This window comes from Aeromicrobium sp. Root236, from assembly GCF_001428805.1.
Classification (GTDB): Bacteria; Actinomycetota; Actinomycetes; order Propionibacteriales; family Nocardioidaceae; genus Aeromicrobium.
In genome coordinates this window covers 1,237,471-1,253,866 of sequence record NZ_LMIS01000001.1, presented here as the reverse complement: position 1 = coordinate 1,253,866, position 16,396 = coordinate 1,237,471, and the positions used below count along the sequence as shown (strand labels likewise).

The following is a 16,396-nucleotide window of genomic DNA, read 5'->3' as shown; positions in this document are numbered from 1 at the left end:
GACATGACCCACCGCTACGCAGCGCGCTTCGTCGTGATGCTGGCGGCGGGCCTCGTGGTCGGCGGGATCGTCGCCGCACTCGGTGGCGGTGCGCTCTCGGTCGTGCTCGGCTGGGCCGCCGCGTCGCTGGTGTACGTCAGCTGGGTCTGGCTCGTCATCGCCCGCATGGGCCCCGACGAGACCGCAAGTCATGCGCTGCGCGAGGACCCGGTCCGCGGGCTCGCCGAGCTGTTGATCCTGGTCGCGAGCCTCGCCAGCCTGGCCGCCGTCGCGATGCTGCTGGTCGAGGCCCGATCGGCTTCCGACACCCGCAGCGGCGTGCTCGCCGCCGTGGCGCTTGGCAGCGTCGCGCTGTCGTGGCTGCTCATCCACACGCTGTTCACGCTGCGCTACGCCAGCCAGTACTTCGCCGGCGAGCCCGGCGGGATCGACTTCAACACCGACGAGCCGCCGTGTTACGTCGACTTCGCGTACGTCGCGTTCTCGCTCGGCATGACGTTCCAGATCTCCGACACCAACCTGCTCACGAGTGCGTTCCGGGCCACGGCGCTGCGGCATGCCCTGCTCTCGTACGTCTTCGGCACGGTCGTGGTCGCCACCACGATCAACCTCGCCGTGAGCCTGTCCGGCTAGCGACGCAGCAACCGCCGCCTGTCAAGGGCCGACCAGTTGCGAAGCTCGTACCGCAGCGTCAATGAAGTCCGGGTCGAGATCCAGTTCCACATAGTCGCTCTGAACCCGTTCGCCAGCCTCTTTGAGACTCAGGCCGATGAGAGCGAGGTGGCCAGCCATGTGGCGAAGGGACGTCTGTAGCTCGGTCTCCTGGGCGGGAAGTTCGCCCTCCTCGTCGCGTTCCCATGCCGCGATGGCTCTGCTGGCCAGTCGCCAAGGGACTCGCACGCGGTACGACGGGAGCTGAGACTTCAAAACGATGCCAATCTCGGAGAGCAGCTGAGCGTCTTGCTTGTACCGCTCATACGGGTCCGAGTGGTTCACAGATGCAATGCTTGCATGTCAGCCTGTCCAGCTAGCGGCGGAGCAACCGCCGCGGGCCCGGGCCCGTCGTCGCGAGCCAGTCCTCGGGGTTGTAGAGCGAGCAGCTCTTGAGCGACAGGCAGCCGCAGCCGATGCAGCCGTCGAGGTTGTCACGAAGGCGTTGGAGCTGGTCGATGCGGGAGTCGAGGTCGGCCCGCCAGCCCTGCGACAGCCGGGCCCAGTCGGCCTTCGTCGGAACCTTCTCGTCGGGCAGCGAGTCGAGCGCCTCGCGGATCCTGGCGAGGCTGATCCCGAGGCCTTGCGACACCCGGATGAACGAGATCCTGCGCAGGACGTCGCGGTGGTAGCGACGCTGGTTGCCGGCCGTCCGCTCGCTCTCGATGAGGCCTTCGCGTTCGTAGAAGTGGAGCGCCGAGACAGCCACGCCGGCACGCGCGGCAACCTCGCCGGGGCTCAGTGGCTGGTGCTTCGAGATCGTCATGACCTCAACCATACTTGGGGTTCCTCGTCGCAGGTGCCTCCACGTTCGACCTGAGTCACCGCTCTTGCCCGAGCGGTGAGCTGGGTCGAACCTGCAGGCTCCCGGTTCGACCTGAGTCACCGGCGTCATGGTGCGGTTCGACCTGAGTCACCGCTCTTGCCCGGGCGGTGAGCTGGGTCGAACCTGCAGGCTCGCGGTTCCACCTGAGTCACCGGTCCTGCGGAAAGCACGAGCCGAGTCGACCCCACGAGTTGACCTCAACCAAAGTTTAGGTTGTGGACTGTGCGCACCAACGACGAAGGAGCAGCATGCACGCGATCAGGCAGTACGAGCTCGGCGGTCCCGAGGTGCTTCGGTACGAGCAGGTGCCGGACCTCGACCCAGGGCCAGGACAGGTGCGCATCGCGGTCAGCGCGAGCGGCGTCCACGTGCTCGACACGTCGCTGCGCGCAGGCTTCACCAGTGCCGTGCACCAGCCGCTGCAGCTGCCGATGACCCCGGGCCGCGAGGTCGCCGGCCGGGTCGACGCCGTCGGCTCCGGTGTCGACGGGGCGTGGTCGGGCAAGCGGGTCGTGGCGCACCTCGGCATGGCCAGCGGCGGGTACGCCGAACAGGCGCTCGTCGCCGCAGAGAGCCTCCACGAGATCCCCGGAGTCATGCCGTGCGCCGTCGCGGTCGCCTCGATCGGCACCGGGCGGACCGCGGCCGGGATCCTCGACCAGTCGCCGATCCGGCCGGACGACGTCGTCGTCGTGACGTCGGCCGCGGGCGGTCTCGGCGTGCTGCTGATCCAGGCCGCGAAGGAGGCCGGCGCCCTGGTCGTCGGTCTCGCCGGGGGAGAGGACAAGGTGGCGATCGCCCGGTCGCAGGGCGCCGACGTCGCGGTGGACTACCGGATCGACGGCTGGGACGACGTCGTGCGTCGCGAGCTCGGCGGCGACTGGGCGACCCTGGTGTTCGACGGCGTCGGTGGCAAGACCGCCGATGCGGCGTACGGCCTGCTCGCCACAGGCGGCCGGCTGATGCAGTACGGCTGGTTCACCGACGAACCGGCGACGTACGACGACCCGACCAGGACCGTGACGATGCTGCTCGGCCCGCAGATGCTGGCCCGGCCCGGTGGTCTGCGCTCGCTGGAGGCCGAGGCGCTGGCACGGGCGGCCGACGGCAGCCGGGTGCCCCTCGTCGACGCCGCCTTCGCGCTCTCGGACGCGTCGGGCGCGCATCGTGCGCTCGAGGCCCGGCAGACGTACGGCAAGGTCGTCCTGATCCCCGACGCACTCCGATGACCGCGGTCGCTCCCGACGAGCGCCTGTGGCTCGGACCGTACGGCCGTGTGGTCGCGGGCATCTTCTCGCTGGCATTCCTCGTCGCGTTCGAGTCGCTGGCGGTCGCGACCGTCATGCCGGTCGTCGCCGACGAGCTCGACGGGCTCGGCCTGTACGCCCTGTCGTTCGCCGCTCCGTCCGCCGTCGCCGTGGTCTCGATGACCGTCGCGGGCCCGCTGATGGATCGCCGGGGTCCCGGCCTCGCGCTGCGCGCCGGCGTGGGCATCTTCTCCGCGGGTCTGTTGGTGGCCGGGCTCGCGCCGACCATGGCGGTGTTCCTCGTCGGCCGTTCGGTGCAGGGTCTCGGCATGGGCTTCGTCGGCGTCGGCCTCTACCTCGTCATCGGCAAGGTGTTCCCGGACCACATGCGGGCGCGCGTCTGGACCGTCATGACCAGTGCATGGGTGCTGCCGGCACTCGTCGGCCCGGTCATCGCGGGCTTCATCGCCGACCACGTCGGCTGGCGGTGGGTGTTCCTCAGCGTCCCGCTCGTCGCGGTCGGCTCCCTCCTGCTGATCTGGCAGGCGCTCAACCGGCTCGACGGCGACCCCGAGGTCACCGCCGACCGGCGCCGCCTCTGGTGGGCGTCGCTCAGTGCCGGCGGCATCCTCGCGGTCAGCCTGGCCGGGCAGCGTGCGGTCGCGTGGTGGCCCGTCCTGTTGGTCGTCGCGCTCGTCCTCATCGGCGCGTACGCTCCCCGGCTCCTTCCGGCGGGCACGTGGCGCGGCGGTCGGGGCCTGCCGAGCGTCATCGCGACCCGCAGCCTCCTGAGCGCCGGCTTCTTCGGCGCCGAGACGTACGTGCCGCTGTCACTCGTCGAGCACCGCGGCCTCGAGGTGGCCCAGTCGGGACTGTTGCTGACGAGCGCCGCCGTGCTGTGGTTCAGCGGGTCGTGGATCGCCGCCAACGTGCCGGCCTTGTCGTCGAAGATCCTGCGGGTGCGGCTCGGTGCCGTCTGCGTGCTGGTCGGCACGGGTGCGGGCTTCCTGACCCTCACCGACACCGCGCCGGTGCTGGTCGTCGCGGCGATCTGGAGTGTCGGTGGTCTCGGCATGGGCCTGGCCGCGTCGACCCTCGGCGTCCTGCTCCTCGACCACTCGGCGCCGGGTGCGCAGGGCGCCAACAGCGCCGCGATGCAGACCAGTGACGCCGTCGTGCAGTCGCTCGTGCTCGCGATCGGCAGCGTCGTCTTCGCGGTGATGCTGAGCATCGACGAGATGACCGGGTACGTGCTGGTGTTCGTGCTCGCCGCAGCCACGGCAGCCCTGGCGGTCGCGGTGACCGCACGGGTGAGTGAGCGTCAGCCGACGCAGACCGCCACGTAGCCGGGCTTGTGGGCGGTGCGCCTGCTCACGACGGTGCCGTCGATCGTCACGGTGCACGTCACGTACGTCGCGGTGGACAGCACCTGCCCACCGATGCGGCCGACCGGCAGGGGACCGCGCACCGTACGCGTGATCGTGATCGACTTGTTGGCGACCTGCGTGCCGGCCCTCTTGCCGTCGCGGTAGTCGTGACCCTCGTTGATGGCGCCGTCCGAGGTGAGGGTCATGACGACGTTGTAGAGCTTGTTGGTGCCGTGCGACGAGGCGTACGGATCGGGCAGCGCGGCGAACGGGTCGTCCTTCGAGCCCACCTTCTTGACCCCGCTGCCTGAGGACTTCTCGTCGTCGGCCGAGGACGAGCCGCTGCCGTAGTCGCTCGTCCCACCGCTGACCCCGTCGGAGTTGGTGTCGGAGGCGGTTGCCGGATCGCTGTCACCGCGCAGGATCATCACGACGGACACCACGGCGATCAAGCTCGCCACGACGCCGATGGCGATGGCAGCGCGCTGCTTGAGGGCGGAACGGGTCCTGCGCTTCATGAAAACCTGACTCTTCTCTTGGGCACGCGACGGTGCTGCGGGGGTTCGTCCCTTCAACGATCGACGGCCCTCCGGGGCTATGGTGACGCACCCCTCGTGGACTGCTCATTCCGCGAACCGTGTCATGCCCGGGGGTCAGGCGCCTATACCCTTGACCGGTGAGCCCCTCGTCGTCGGACCCTGTCTCGTGGTCCCCCGGTCGCCCGCTCCGCGTCGCCCTGCTGGGCTGCGGAGTCGTCGGCACGGAAGTAGCCCGGTTGCTCACCAGCGACTCCGAGGAGCTGGCCCAGCGCGTCGGCGCCCCGCTCGAGCTGGCCGGCATCGCCGTACGCCGGCTCGGCCGTGAGCGCGACCTCGACGTACCCGGGGAGCTCTTCACGACCGATGCGGCCGGACTCGTGTCCCGCGGCGACATCGACGTCGTGATCGAGGTCATCGGCGGCATCGAGCCGGCGCGTGAGCTGATCCTGTCGGCCCTCGACAACGGCGCCTCCGTGGTCACCGCCAACAAGGCGCTGCTGGCCGAGGACGGCGCGACGCTGTTCGAAGCGGCGCACAAGGCCGAGCGAGACCTCTACTTCGAGGCCGCGGTCGCCGGCGCGATCCCCATCGTTCGGCCCCTGCGCGAGTCGCTCGCCGGCGACCGGGTGCAGCGCGTGCTCGGCATCGTCAACGGCACCACCAACTTCATCCTCGATGCCATGACGACCACCGGTCAGGGCTTCTCCGAGGCGCTCGACGAGGCCCAGCGGCTCGGCTATGCCGAGGCCGACCCGACCGCCGACATCGAGGGCTTCGACGCAGCGTCCAAGGCCGCGATCCTCGCCGGCCTGGCGTTCCACACCCGCGTCACGATCGGCGACGTGCACCGCGAGGGCATCAGCGAGGTCACCGCGGCGGACGTACGTTCGGCAGCCGAGATGGGCTGCGTCGTCAAGCTCCTCGCGATCTGTGAGAAGCGTGAGACCCCCGACGGTCCCGCGGTCTCGGCCCGGGTGCACCCCGCGATGATCCCGCTCTCGCACCCGCTCGCGAGCGTCCACGGCGCCTACAACGCGGTGTTCGTCGAGAGCGAGGCCGCCGGCCAGCTCATGTTCTACGGCCCGGGCGCGGGCGGAGCACCCACCGCGAGCGCCGTGCTCGGCGACGTCGTGTCGGTCGCCCGCAACCGGCGCAGCAACGTCTTCGGCCCCGGGGAGTCGACCCACGCGCAGCTCGAGGTGCTCGACATCGGCCGGGCGCGCACCCGCTACCACGTGTCGATTGACGTCGACGACCGCGCGGGCGTGCTGGCGTCGGTCGCGAGCGCGTTCGCCGAGTTCGACGTCTCGATCCGCACGGTCCGCCAGGAGGGCAGCGGCGACGACGCCCAGCTCGTGATCGTGACGCACGAGGCCGACGACGCGGCGCTGTCGGCGACCGTGGCCTCGCTGCGAGGCCTCGACATGGTTCGTGACGTGACATCGGTGATGCGCGTCGAGGGAGGATCCTGATGGCTCACCTGTGGCGTGGCGTGATCGAGGAGTATCGCGAGTGGCTCCCGGTCACCCCCGAGACCCCCGTCATCACCCTCGGCGAGGGCGGCACCCCGCTCGTGCACTCCGCCTGGCTGTCGGGCATCGTCCGTGGCGACGTGTGGCTCAAGGTCGAGGGCGACAACCCCACCGGGTCGTTCAAGGACCGCGGCATGACGGCCGCGATCTCGGTCGCGGCCGGCGAGGGCGCCAAGGCCGTCGTCTGCGCGTCGACCGGCAACACCTCGGCGTCGATGACGGCGTACGCCGCGCGCGCCGGGCTGACCCCGATCGTCCTGGTCCCGCACGGCAAGATCGCCGCCGGCAAGATGGCCCAGGCGGTCATGCACGGCGCCTCCGTGATCCAGCTGCGCGGCGGTTTCGACCAGTGCCTCCAGGTGGCCCGCGACCTCGCCGAGCAATATCCGGTCGCCCTCGTCAACTCGGTCAACCCCGTACGCCTGCAGGGCCAGAAGACCGCGTCGTTCGAGATCGTCGACGCACTCGGCCAGGCGCCCGACCTGCACATCCTGCCGGTCGGCAACGCCGGCAACATCTCGGCCTACTGGCTGGGCTACCAGGAGTACGCCGACGCCGGCATCGCCAGCAAGACACCGGCGATGTGGGGCTTCCAGGCCGAGGGGTCCGCGCCGATCGTGCTGGGTCACCCCGTCGAGCACCCCGAGACGCTCGCCACTGCGATCCGCGTCGGCAACCCCGCGTCGTGGCAGCTCGCCGTCGCCGCACGTGACGACTCGCGAGGCCGCATCGAGGCGGTCACCGACCAGGAGATCCTCAGCGCCCAGCACGAGCTGGCCTCGCGTGAGGGTGTCTTCGTCGAGCCCGCCTCGGCCGCCGGTGTCGCCGGGCTGCTCAAGTCCGCCGCCTCGGTCGAGCCCGGCTCGGTCATCGCCATCACCGTGACGGGTCACGGCCTCAAGGACACCGAGACCGCCCTGTCGGGCGTCGACTCGATCGTCGACTCGGTCATCGACGTCGACGTGCACGCGGCGGCCGAGGTCGCCGGCCTCGTATGACGTTCGTCAAGGGCCCGGTCACCGTACGCACGCCGGCCTCGAGCGCCAACCTGGGTCCGGGCTTCGACGCCCTGGGCCTGGCGCTGACGCTGTACGACGAGATCACCGCCGAGGTCCTCGACGCGCCTGGGCTCGAGATCGAGGTCACCGGCGAGGGGGAGCGGGACGTCCCGAGGACCAGCGATCACCTGGTGGTCACGGCGATGACCGCGACGTTCGACCTCCTCGGCGAACGGCCGACAGGACTGCGGCTCGAGTGCGCCAACGCGATCCCGCACGGCCGCGGCCTGGGCTCGTCGGCCGCGGCGATCGTCGGCGGCATCGCCCTGGCCCGGGCGCTCGTCGAGGGCAGCGCCTCCCGTCTCGACGACCGCGCGGCCTACCAGCTCGCAGTCGGCCTCGAGGGCCATCCCGACAACGTCGCCGCCGCGATGTTCGGCGGCCTGACGATCGCCTGGATCGACGGAGCCGCCGCCGAGGTGCAGCGGCTCGACACGTCGGTCGAGGTCACGGCGTTCGTGCCCAGCGAGGCGGTGTCGACCGAGAAGGCGCGCGGCCTGCTGCCCGAGACCGTCCCTCACGCCGACGCCGCGGTCAACGCCGGCCGCGCCGCGCTGCTCGTCGCCGCCCTCACCGTGGCGCCCGAGCGACTCATCTGGGCCACCGAGGACCGGATCCACCAGACGTACCGCTCCGACGCGATGCCCGAGTCCTACAAGCTGCTGCGCCAGCTGCGGGTGGAGGGCATCCCCACGATCATCTCGGGCGCCGGGCCGACCGTCCTGTCGTTCGCCAGGGGCGTCGCTGACCGGGCGCCGGAGGGCTGGTCCGTGCTCGAGCTGGACGTCGACACCGAGGGTGCGCGCACGCTCTGAGAAGTCCCTGTGACATGAACCCGAGCGGAATGCGGGATGACCCTCTGGTGTTACAGTGGACGAGTCGGAGTCGAGTGCGAAACTCCCCGACAGTGACAAGTAGCAGTGCCATTCAAGTCGCCCGTCGGATACGGGCAAGCCTTTCATGCGATCCGGATCGATCCGGGCATTAGGCCTTGTGGCCTCATCCAAAGGAACCTACGTGACTGAAACCACCATCACACCTGAGTCATCCACGCCTGCGGCCGACGCCGCGGCGACCGCCCCGCGCAAGACCAGCGGCGGACTGGGTGGCAAGGTCCTCGCCGAGCTCCAGGAGATCGCCGGCGAGCTCGGCATCACCGGCGCCGACAAGATGCGCAAGGGCGCCCTCATCGACGCCATCAAGATCGCCCGCGGAGACGCCGGCACCTCCACCAAGGCCGCGGTCGCCGCGGCCGCGCCCAGCAAGGTCGACACCAGCAAGGGTGACGCCGCTGCGGCCGCCAGGACCGAGCAGCCCGCCGCCGAGGCGCCGGCCGAGTCCAAGAGCGACACCCGCAAGCCCCGCAACGAGCCCAAGGCGGACAAGTCCGACAAGGCCGACAGCACGTCGGACCAGCCGGAGTCCAAGAACGACTCGCGCAACGACGACTCATCCGACGACGAGTCGGGTCGCCAGGGCGGCCGCAACCGCAACCAGAACCGCAACCAGAACCAGAACCGCGACAACGACGGCGGCGGCAACAACAACCGCAACCAGAACCGCAACGACGGCGGCGGCAACAACCGCAACCAGAACCAGGGCCAGAACCAGGGCCAGGGCGGCAACCGCAACCAGGGCCAGTTCGAGGACGACGACGACAACGGCATGGGCCGTCGTCGCAACCGCCGCGGACGCAACCGCAACCCCGGCGGCCGCGGCTCCGAGGTCGACACGACCTACACCGAGGACGACGTCCTCGTGCCGGCCGCAGGCATCCTCGACATCCTCGACAACTACGCGTTCGTCCGCACGACGGGCTACCTGCCCAGCGAGAACGACGTCTACGTCTCTCTCTCCATGGTCCGCAAGTGGGGGCTTCGCCGCGGCGACGCCGTCATCGGCCAGGTGCGCCAGCCCCGTGAGGGCGAGCGCAAGGAGAAGTTCAACCCGATGGTCAAGATCGAGTCGGTCAACGGCATGACCCTCGACGAGAGCCTCAAGCGCGTCGAGTTCGCCAAGCTGACTCCGCTCTACCCGTCGGAGCGCCTGCGCCTCGAGGGCGAGGCCGGCGGACTCACCGGCCGGGTCGTCGACCTCGTCGCCCCGATCGGCAAGGGCCAGCGCGGCCTGATCGTGTCGCCGCCCAAGGCCGGCAAGACCATGATCATGCAGCAGGTCGCCAACGCGATCACCGAGAACAACCCCGAGTGCCACCTGATGATCGTCCTCGTCGACGAGCGTCCCGAGGAGGTCACCGACTTCCAGCGCACCGTCAAGGGTGAGGTCATCGCCTCGACGTTCGACCGTCCGGCCACCGACCACACCACGGTCGCCGAGCTCGCGATCGAGCGCGCCAAGCGCCTCGTCGAGCTGGGCCACGACGTCGTGCTCCTGCTCGACGGCATCACGCGCCTCGGCCGGGCCTACAACCTGGCGGCCCCGACCAGCGGGCGCATCATGTCCGGTGGTGTCGACTCGTCGGCGCTCTACCCGCCCAAGAAGTTCTTCGGCGCCGCGCGCAACATCGAGGACGGCGGCTCCCTGACGATCCTGGCCACCGCGCTGGTCGAGACCGGCTCGCGCATGGACGAGGTCATCTTCGAGGAGTTCAAGGGCACCGGCAACTGGGAGCTCCGCCTGCGTCGCGACTTCGCCGACAAGCGCATCTTCCCGGCGGTCGACGTCGACGCCTCGAGCACGCGCCGCGAGGAGCTGCTCATGGGCAAGGACGAGCTCGCCGTCGTGTGGAAGCTGCGCCGCGTGCTGTCGGGCCTCGAGGGCCAGCAGGGCCTCGAGCTCATCCTCGACAAGCTCAAGAAGACGACCAGCAACGTCGAGTTCCTCATGCAGATCAACACGACGCTGCCGCAGGACGGGACCACCAACGGCAAGTAGTCAGCCGTACGTCCGAAGGGCCCGGGGGAGACCTCGGGCCCTTCGGCGTTCGCGGACTCACCCGGCCGTCGTTATCAGTCGCAACTAGAGTTGGCGCCATGACGACTGCATACGACTTCTCCGCGACGGCGATCGACGGCACCGAGCGCCTGCTCGCCGACTACAAGGGGAAGGTCCTGCTGGTGGTCAACACCGCCACGCAGTGCGGCTTCACCCCGCAGTTCAAGGGACTCGAGAAGGTCTACCAGGAGTATGTCGACCGCGGCCTGGTCGTGCTCGGCTTCCCGTGCGACCAGTTCGGCCACCAGAACCCCGAGTCCGACGAGGACACCGCGGTGTTCTGCGAGCGCAACTTCGGGGTGACGTTCCCGCTGTTCTCCGAGATCGAGGTCAACGGCGACAACGCCCACCCGCTCTACCAGTGGCTCAAGTCCGAGAAGTCCGGCGTGCTCGGCAGCACCAAGATCAAGTGGAACTTCACCAAGTTCCTGATCAACGCCGAGGGCGAGGTCGTCAAGCGCTACGGCTCGACCACGGCGCCCGAGGACATCAAGGACGACATCGAGGCGCTGCTCCCGGCGGAATAGATCCGCCCTCGATTTCCTTATACGTACTGCCAACTGGCAGAATCAATCCTTGGTTCTGGTTCACGGATCGCAACCCGCGGTACGACCCAGCGACCGCCGAGAGGACATCATGAAGCAAGGCATCCACCCCGAGTACGTCGAGACCCAGGTCACCTGTACCTGTGGCAACTCGTTCACGACCCGTAGCACCGCCACCGACGGCACGCTCCGTGCCGACGTGTGCGCCGCGTGCCACCCGTTCTACACCGGCAAGCAGAAGATCCTCGACACCGGCGGCCGCGTCGCCCGCTTCGAGAAGCGCTACGCCAAGAAGACGACCGAGAGCAAGTAGCTCCACTCCGGCACCGACCCGTACGCACGCCGTGCGGGTCGGTGCCGTTGTCGTGTCCGCACCCGTCCGCACCGAGCCTGAGGAGCCATCGTGTTCGAAGCCGTCGACACGCTCGTCGCCGAGCATGCCGAGCTCGAGGTCCGCATGTCCGACCCCGCGGTGCACTCCGACCAGGGGCTGGCCAAGAAGCTGGGGCAGCGCTACGCCGAGCTGACCGCGATCGTCAAGACGTACCGCGACTACCAGCAGGTCACCGACGACCTTGAGGCCGCGCGTGAGCTGGCGGCCGAGGACGACTCGTTCGCCGCCGAGATCGAGACGCTTGAGCCGCGCCTGCACGAGCTGAGCGAGCGGCTGCAGCGCCTCCTCGTGCCTCGCGACCCGGCTGACTCCAAGGACGTCATCATGGAGATCAAGGGCGGCGAGGGCGGCGAGGAGTCGGCGCTGTTCGCCGGCGACCTGCTGCGCATGTACACCCGCTACGCCGAGCACCGCGGCTGGAAGACCGAGATCATCGACGCGACCGAGTCGGCGCTGGGCGGCTTCAAGTCCGTCACGATGGCGGTCAAGGCCAAGGGCACGCCCGAGCCCGGCGAGGCGCCGCACGCGCTGCTGAAGTTCGAGGGCGGCGTGCACCGCGTGCAGCGCGTCCCGGTGACCGAGTCGCAGGGCCGCATCCACACGTCGGCGGCCGGCGTCCTGGTGCTGGCTGAGGCCGAGGACATCGACATCGAGATCCACGACAGCGACCTGCGCATCGACGTCTACCGCTCGTCGGGTCCCGGCGGTCAGAGCGTCAACACGACCGACTCAGCCGTGCGCATCACGCACCTGCCCACCGGCATCGTCGCCAGCTGCCAGAACGAGAAGAGCCAGCTGCAGAACAAGGAGCAGGCGATGCGCATCCTGCGGGCCCGGCTCCTCGAGGCCGCGCAGGCCGCCGCCGACGCCGAGGCGTCCGACGCGCGCAAGTCGCAGATCCGCACGGTCGACCGCTCGGAGCGCATCCGCACCTACAACTTCCCCGAGAACCGCATCTCCGACCACCGCACGGGCTACAAGGCGTACAACCTCGACCAGGTCATGGACGGGGCCCTCGACGACGTCATCAAGTCGCTCGTCGACGCCGAGCTCGCCGACCGCCTCGCCGCCGTCGAGTCCGGGGAATGACCGGCGTACGTACTCTGGCCGAGCGGTTGCTGACCGAAGCGACCGATCGGCTGGAGGCGGCAGGCGTCAGCTCGCCGCGCCACGACGCCGAGACCCTGCTGAGCCACGTCACCGGCGTGCCGCGCTCGTCGTTGATCACCCGCGCCAAGCCCAACCCGCTCCAGCAGGAGACGTTCCTCGAGCTCGTGGACGCCCGTGCCCGGCGCTTCCCGCTGCAGCACCTGACGGGTTCGACCGGGTTCCGCTACGTCGACGTCGAGGTCGGGCCCGGCGTGTTCGTGCCGCGGCCCGAGACCGAGGTGCTCGCCGGCTGGGCCATCGACCACGCCAAGGCGCTGCCCGCGCCGGTCGTCGTCGAGCTGTGCGCCGGCGCAGGTGCCATCGCGCTCTCGGTGGTCCACGAGGTGCCCGGCGCCTCCGTGCACGCCGTCGAGCTGGACGAGAAGGCGTACGAGTGGGCGCAGCGCAACCTCGCCGGCACGGGCGTCGACCTGCGGCTCGGCGACATGGCCGATGCGTTCGCCGACCTGGACGGCACGGTCGACGTCGTCGTGGCCAACCCGCCCTACATACCCTTGGACGCCTGGGAGAGCGTGGCGCCCGAGGCTCGCGACCACGACCCCGCGCTGGCCCTCTGGTCGGGCGATGACGGACTCGATGCCATGCGGGTCGTGGAGCAGGTCGCCTGGCGCCTGCTCAAGCCCGGCGGCGTCGTCGGCGCCGAGCACGCGGACGTGCAGGGCGAGTCCGCGCCAGAGGTGTTCAGGGCCCGCTGGAACGGCGTGCAGGACAACCTCGACCTCGCGCGTCGCCCGCGCTACGTGACAGCCGTCAGGCCCCGCTGACGGGCCAGCCCCGGAGCACGAACCGGGCGACCGAGGTCGCCAGCTCGCCGATCGTCCAGGTGTCCCCGTGGTCGCGCAGCAGCAGCGCGGCATTGCTCTCGCCGAGCGCCAGCATGTTCTCGGCGATCAGCCGCGCCTCGCGCTCGCTGAGGGGCTCGGCCACCGACGCGAAGTAGTGCGACACGAGTGCAGCCAGCTGCTCGCCGATCAGCGTGCGACCGCGGCGGATACGGGCGGCGATCTCGTCGTTGACGAGCTGCTGGGCCTCGAAGACGACCCGCCACGAGGCGGGGTAGTCGACCGCCGCGGTGAAGAACGCCTCGTAGGCCGACTGCACGACCTGCTCGATGTTGTCGATGTCGAGCTCGTCGGGCAGGGCGCGCTGTGCCGCGTCGATCAATCGCTGCTCCTCCCGGTCGAGCAGGGCCAGCAGCACCTCGTGCTTGTCGGCGTAGCAGGCGTAGAGGACCGGCTTGCTGACCTTGGCCTCGCTCGCGATCAGGGCCATCGTCGTACGCCGGTAGCCGTGCTCCATCCACACCGCCAGGGCCGCGTCGAGCACGAGCGGGCGGCGACGTTCGGGACCCAGATGGGCCGCACGGCTGCCGGCTGTCGGCGTCGCCGTCGGGGTAGCCATGCGGTCCTCCGCTCGTTGACAGGTGTGACTCGGGTCACTACGGTGAGCCAGATCCTACCGCACGGTAGGAAAACCAGGAGGCACGGCGATGGGCGATCTTCGCGACTGGCTCGACGGCATCGCGCCGGCCGACCTCGGCACGCACTTCGCCGGTGTCGACGCCGAGGAGATCGCCCGCATGGTCGCCGAGACGCCCGACCGCGAGCTGCGGGCGCTGATCGACGACGACGCGATCCGGGAGGCCGCGCTCGAGGCGGGCTTCGGCCGGTTCGGCGAGTTCGCGGTGCCCGAACGCCTCGCAGCGGTCTCGGGCCTCGTACGTTTCGTGGTGCGGCGCGGCAAGGCCGTCGACGAGGCGTACGACGCGAGGTTCGCCGGCGGGGCGGTCGACGTCGAGCCGGCCGGCACCGACGAGCCGGACCTGACGATCTCGACCGACGCCATCACGTTCCTGCGCCTCCTGTCGGGTACGGCCAGCGCCGCGCTCCTGGTGCTCGCGGGCGACATCCGCGTCGTGGGTGACGAGGACCTCGCACTGCAGGTCGGCGGCGTGTTCCGGGTGCCGGGCACGGACGGCGTGGCGGTCGACCCGACGACGCTCGACGCGGTCGAGGTCGCCGGCGTGATCTCCAAGGCCAAGGATGCGCACCTCCGCGAGGTCATGAAGGGCGGCTTCCGTCCAGTGGTGCTCGACGAGATCTTCCGGAGGTTCCCCGAGTACCTCGACGAGCGGCGATCCGCGAAGCTCCGCCTCGCCGCGTGCTTCAAGATCGGCGGCGGAGCCGGCGAGGACGACCGCTACCTCGTCGAGATCGACCACGGCGTGTGCACCGTGACCCCCGACGGCGAGGGCAAGCGGAGCGTGACGATCGCCCTGGGCGGCGCGGAGTTCCTCAAGCTCGCCACCGGCAACCTCAACCCGACGATGGCGTTCATGAAGGGCTCGCTCAAGGTCAAGGGCGACCTCAGCGCCGCGCTCGCCCTGAGCTCGGCCGTACGCATCCCGTCGGCGAAGGGCTGATCGTGTCCATCCCGGTGCTGACCCGCGCGCGTACGACGGTCAACGACGGCCTCGAGACGTTCGGGTCGATGATCGCGCTGGGGTTCAAGGCCGGCCGGTACGCCCTCGGAGACATCGTGCGGGGGCGCTTCTCGTGGCACGAGTTCTTCGAGCAGGCGTGGTTCATGACCCGCGTGGCGCTGCTCCCCACGATCCTCGTGGCGATCCCGTTCGGGGTCATCGTCGCGATCCAGGTCGGCGCGATCGCCCAGCAGATCGGCGCGGTGTCGTTCACCGGGGCGGTCAACGGCATCGGCGTGCTGCGCCAGGGTGCACCGCTCGTCACCTCGCTGCTGATGGCCGGCGCCGTCGGCTCGGCGATGTGTGCCGCGCTCGGGTCGCAGACCGTGCGTGAGGAGGTCGACGCGATGCGGGTCATGGGCCTCGACCCGATCCGGCGGCTCGTGGCTCCGCGGCTCGTCGCGGCCACGGCGGTCGGCCTGCTGCTCAACGTCGTCGTGGCGGCCACCGCGATGATCACCGGCTACGCCCTCAACGTCGGCTCGGGGGACGTCAGCTCCGGCGCCTACCTCGACTCGTTCACGAGCTTCGCGCAGCCGACCGACCTGCTGCTCGCCGAGGGCAAGGCCGCGATCTTCGGCTTCCTCGCCACGATCATCGCCTGCCACAAGGGGCTCACCACGACCGGGGGCCCCAAGGGCGTCGCCGACGCGGTCAACCAGAGCGTCGTGCTGAGCGTCATCACCCTCGCGGTCGTCAACGTGGCGATCACCCAGGCGTACGTGATGCTCGTGCCGCAGAGGATCGCGTGATGAGCCTCGTAGACCGGCCGCTCAACGCGATCGCGGTCCTCGGCACCCAGGCGACATTCGTGCGCCGGGTGGTGCAGTCGATCCCCGCGACCCTGGTCAACTATCGCCGCGAGACGTTGCGCATCCTCGCCGACATCAGCTGGGGCTCCGGCGCGCTGCTGGTCGGCGGCGGCACGATCGGCGTGATGGTGCTGCTGGCGCTGTCGGCCGGCACGTCGCTGGGCATCGAAGGTTTCAACGGCCTCGAGACGATCGGGCTGTCGCCGCTCACCGGGTTCGTCTCCGCGGTCGTCAACACCCGTGAGCTCGCCCCGCTGATCGCTGCGCTGGCCCTCGCCGCCCAGGTCGGCTGCCGCTACACCGCGCAGCTCGGCTCGATGCGCATCAACGAGGAGATCGACGCGGTCTCGGCGATGGCCGTGCACCCGCTGCGCTACCTCGTCACGACCCGCTTGATCGCCGCGATGCTCGCGATCCTGCCGCTCTACCTGATCGGCCTGGTCGGCTCGTACGTCGCCTCGGAGCTCTCGGTGACCCTGGTGTTCGGCCAGCCCAAGGGCACCTACCTGCACTACTTCCAGACGTTCATCAGCCTCGACGACATCCTGCTGTCGGTCGTCAAGATCCTGGTCTTCGCGTTCGCGGTGACGCTGATCCACTGCTGGTACGGCTTCATGGCCAGCGGGGGAGCCGAGGGCGTCGGCGAGGCGACCGGCCGTGCCATCCGCGCGAGCATCGTCGTGGTGGTGCTGCTCGACATGGTCATGACGCTGCTGTTCTGGGGCGGCGACCCGGGCGTCAGGATCTCCGGGTGATGC

The 16,396-nt window shown here is 70.0% G+C and carries 18 protein-coding genes; 14 read left to right on the top strand and 4 right to left on the bottom strand.

Features of this window, described 5'->3' with window-relative positions; all coding sequences use genetic code 11:
• Positions 1 to 3 precede the first annotated feature (3 nt).
• Positions 4 to 633, top strand: coding sequence for a DUF1345 domain-containing protein (locus tag ASE12_RS06280; RefSeq protein ID WP_056398334.1), 630 nt, complete (start codon positions 4 to 6; stop codon positions 631 to 633).
• 21 nt (positions 634 to 654) lie between these two features.
• Here ASE12_RS06280 and ASE12_RS06275 read toward each other — a convergent pair whose 3' ends face one another.
• On the bottom strand, positions 655 to 996 hold the full coding sequence (locus ASE12_RS06275) for a hypothetical protein (RefSeq protein ID WP_056398331.1): 342 nt from the start codon (positions 994 to 996) through the stop codon (positions 655 to 657).
• A 31-nt stretch (positions 997 to 1,027) separates the two neighbouring features.
• Positions 1,028 to 1,477, bottom strand: coding sequence for a redox-sensitive transcriptional activator SoxR (gene soxR, locus ASE12_RS06270; protein WP_056404582.1), 450 nt, complete (start codon positions 1,475 to 1,477; stop codon positions 1,028 to 1,030).
• Positions 1,478 to 1,785: 308 nt separating this feature from the next.
• On the opposite strand from soxR, the gene ASE12_RS06265 reads away from it, so the two are divergent.
• Positions 1,786 to 2,766 carry a zinc-binding dehydrogenase gene (locus ASE12_RS06265; protein ID WP_056398327.1) on the top strand — a complete coding sequence of 327 codons (981 nt, stop codon included), beginning with the start codon at positions 1,786 to 1,788 and terminating at the stop codon, positions 2,764 to 2,766.
• Positions 2,763 to 4,130 (top strand): MFS transporter, encoded by a 1,368-nt coding sequence (locus ASE12_RS06260; RefSeq protein WP_056398324.1) that lies wholly within the window; start codon positions 2,763 to 2,765, stop codon positions 4,128 to 4,130. Before ASE12_RS06265 ends, ASE12_RS06260 begins: the two co-directional genes overlap by 4 nt.
• On the opposite strand, the gene ASE12_RS06255 is transcribed toward ASE12_RS06260, so the two are convergent.
• Positions 4,106 to 4,669 carry a hypothetical protein gene (locus ASE12_RS06255; RefSeq protein ID WP_056398319.1) on the bottom strand — a complete coding sequence of 188 codons (564 nt, stop codon included), beginning with the start codon at positions 4,667 to 4,669 and terminating at the stop codon, positions 4,106 to 4,108. The two genes, ASE12_RS06260 and ASE12_RS06255, sit on opposite strands and share 25 nt — an antisense overlap.
• Positions 4,670 to 4,827: 158 nt before the next feature.
• On the opposite strand from ASE12_RS06255, the gene ASE12_RS06250 reads away from it, so the two are divergent.
• The 8 genes from ASE12_RS06250 (at position 4,828) to prmC (ending at position 13,108) form a co-directional block, all read left to right on the top strand.
• The gene (locus tag ASE12_RS06250; RefSeq protein WP_056398316.1) at positions 4,828 to 6,162 is read left to right on the top strand and encodes a homoserine dehydrogenase; all 1,335 of its coding nucleotides are present in this window, start codon (positions 4,828 to 4,830) and stop codon (positions 6,160 to 6,162) included.
• The gene (gene thrC / locus ASE12_RS06245; RefSeq protein WP_056398314.1) at positions 6,162 to 7,220 is read left to right on the top strand and encodes a threonine synthase; all 1,059 of its coding nucleotides are present in this window, start codon (positions 6,162 to 6,164) and stop codon (positions 7,218 to 7,220) included. Before ASE12_RS06250 ends, thrC begins: the two co-directional genes overlap by 1 nt.
• A complete protein-coding gene (thrB, locus tag ASE12_RS06240; RefSeq protein ID WP_056398311.1) occupies positions 7,217 to 8,095 on the top strand; it encodes a homoserine kinase in 879 nt (292 codons plus the stop codon). The genes thrC and thrB overlap by 4 nt, the downstream gene beginning before the upstream one ends.
• A 202-nt stretch (positions 8,096 to 8,297) precedes the next feature.
• Entirely contained in the window at positions 8,298 to 10,175 is a 1,878-nt protein-coding gene (gene rho, locus ASE12_RS06235) for a transcription termination factor Rho (protein WP_056398308.1), read from the top strand.
• A gap of 98 nt (positions 10,176 to 10,273) precedes the next feature.
• The gene (locus tag ASE12_RS06230) at positions 10,274 to 10,762 is read left to right on the top strand and encodes a glutathione peroxidase (protein WP_056398307.1); all 489 of its coding nucleotides are present in this window, start codon (positions 10,274 to 10,276) and stop codon (positions 10,760 to 10,762) included.
• A 109-nt stretch (positions 10,763 to 10,871) separates the two neighbouring features.
• Positions 10,872 to 11,093 carry a 50S ribosomal protein L31 gene (gene rpmE / locus ASE12_RS06225; RefSeq protein WP_056398306.1) on the top strand — a complete coding sequence of 74 codons (222 nt, stop codon included), beginning with the start codon at positions 10,872 to 10,874 and terminating at the stop codon, positions 11,091 to 11,093.
• Positions 11,094 to 11,183: 90 nt separating this feature from the next.
• The gene (prfA, locus tag ASE12_RS06220; RefSeq protein ID WP_056398305.1) at positions 11,184 to 12,263 is read left to right on the top strand and encodes a peptide chain release factor 1; all 1,080 of its coding nucleotides are present in this window, start codon (positions 11,184 to 11,186) and stop codon (positions 12,261 to 12,263) included.
• The gene (gene prmC / locus ASE12_RS06215) at positions 12,260 to 13,108 is read left to right on the top strand and encodes a peptide chain release factor N(5)-glutamine methyltransferase (protein ID WP_056398303.1); all 849 of its coding nucleotides are present in this window, start codon (positions 12,260 to 12,262) and stop codon (positions 13,106 to 13,108) included. Before prfA ends, prmC begins: the two co-directional genes overlap by 4 nt.
• On the opposite strand, the gene ASE12_RS06210 is transcribed toward prmC, so the two are convergent.
• A complete protein-coding gene (locus tag ASE12_RS06210) occupies positions 13,095 to 13,745 on the bottom strand; it encodes a TetR/AcrR family transcriptional regulator (RefSeq protein ID WP_056398300.1) in 651 nt (216 codons plus the stop codon). The genes prmC and ASE12_RS06210 overlap by 14 nt on opposite strands.
• A gap of 88 nt (positions 13,746 to 13,833) precedes the next feature.
• Between ASE12_RS06210 and ASE12_RS06205 the strand changes: the two genes are divergently transcribed.
• From ASE12_RS06205 to ASE12_RS06195, 3 genes are read left to right on the top strand one after another with little or no spacing between them, the layout of a single operon-like run.
• Entirely contained in the window at positions 13,834 to 14,766 is a 933-nt protein-coding gene (locus ASE12_RS06205; RefSeq protein ID WP_056398297.1) for an SCP2 sterol-binding domain-containing protein, read from the top strand.
• 2 nt (positions 14,767 to 14,768) lie between these two features.
• Positions 14,769 to 15,578: an ABC transporter permease gene (locus ASE12_RS06200; RefSeq protein WP_235508849.1), complete on the top strand. Its 810-nt coding sequence runs from the start codon at positions 14,769 to 14,771 to the stop codon at positions 15,576 to 15,578.
• A complete protein-coding gene (locus ASE12_RS06195; RefSeq protein ID WP_056398294.1) occupies positions 15,578 to 16,393 on the top strand; it encodes an ABC transporter permease in 816 nt (271 codons plus the stop codon). The genes ASE12_RS06200 and ASE12_RS06195 overlap by 1 nt, the downstream gene beginning before the upstream one ends.
• The last annotated feature ends 3 nt before the right edge of the window (positions 16,394 to 16,396 follow it).

What these genes read in the sequence shown, in the direction of transcription:
- thrC (WP_056398314.1), top strand. Translation starts at nt 6,162, where the DNA reads ATGGCTCACCTGTGGCGTGGCGTGATCGAGGAGTATCGCGAGTGGCTC.
- ASE12_RS06205 (WP_056398297.1), top strand. Translation starts at nt 13,834, where the DNA reads ATGGGCGATCTTCGCGACTGGCTCGACGGCATCGCGCCGGCCGACCTC.
- ASE12_RS06280 (WP_056398334.1), top strand. Translation starts at nt 4, where the DNA reads ATGACCCACCGCTACGCAGCGCGCTTCGTCGTGATGCTGGCGGCGGGC.
- soxR (WP_056404582.1), bottom strand. Translation starts at nt 1,477, where the DNA reads ATGACGATCTCGAAGCACCAGCCACTGAGCCCCGGCGAGGTTGCCGCG.
- ASE12_RS06255 (WP_056398319.1), bottom strand. Translation starts at nt 4,669, where the DNA reads ATGAAGCGCAGGACCCGTTCCGCCCTCAAGCAGCGCGCTGCCATCGCC.
- ASE12_RS06265 (WP_056398327.1), top strand. Translation starts at nt 1,786, where the DNA reads ATGCACGCGATCAGGCAGTACGAGCTCGGCGGTCCCGAGGTGCTTCGG.
- ASE12_RS06210 (WP_056398300.1), bottom strand. Translation starts at nt 13,745, where the DNA reads ATGGCTACCCCGACGGCGACGCCGACAGCCGGCAGCCGTGCGGCCCAT.
- ASE12_RS06260 (WP_056398324.1), top strand. Translation starts at nt 2,763, where the DNA reads ATGACCGCGGTCGCTCCCGACGAGCGCCTGTGGCTCGGACCGTACGGC.
- prmC (WP_056398303.1), top strand. Translation starts at nt 12,260, where the DNA reads ATGACCGGCGTACGTACTCTGGCCGAGCGGTTGCTGACCGAAGCGACC.
- ASE12_RS06195 (WP_056398294.1), top strand. Translation starts at nt 15,578, where the DNA reads ATGAGCCTCGTAGACCGGCCGCTCAACGCGATCGCGGTCCTCGGCACC.
- rpmE (WP_056398306.1), top strand. Translation starts at nt 10,872, where the DNA reads ATGAAGCAAGGCATCCACCCCGAGTACGTCGAGACCCAGGTCACCTGT.
- ASE12_RS06230 (WP_056398307.1), top strand. Translation starts at nt 10,274, where the DNA reads ATGACGACTGCATACGACTTCTCCGCGACGGCGATCGACGGCACCGAG.
- thrB (WP_056398311.1), top strand. Translation starts at nt 7,217, where the DNA reads ATGACGTTCGTCAAGGGCCCGGTCACCGTACGCACGCCGGCCTCGAGC.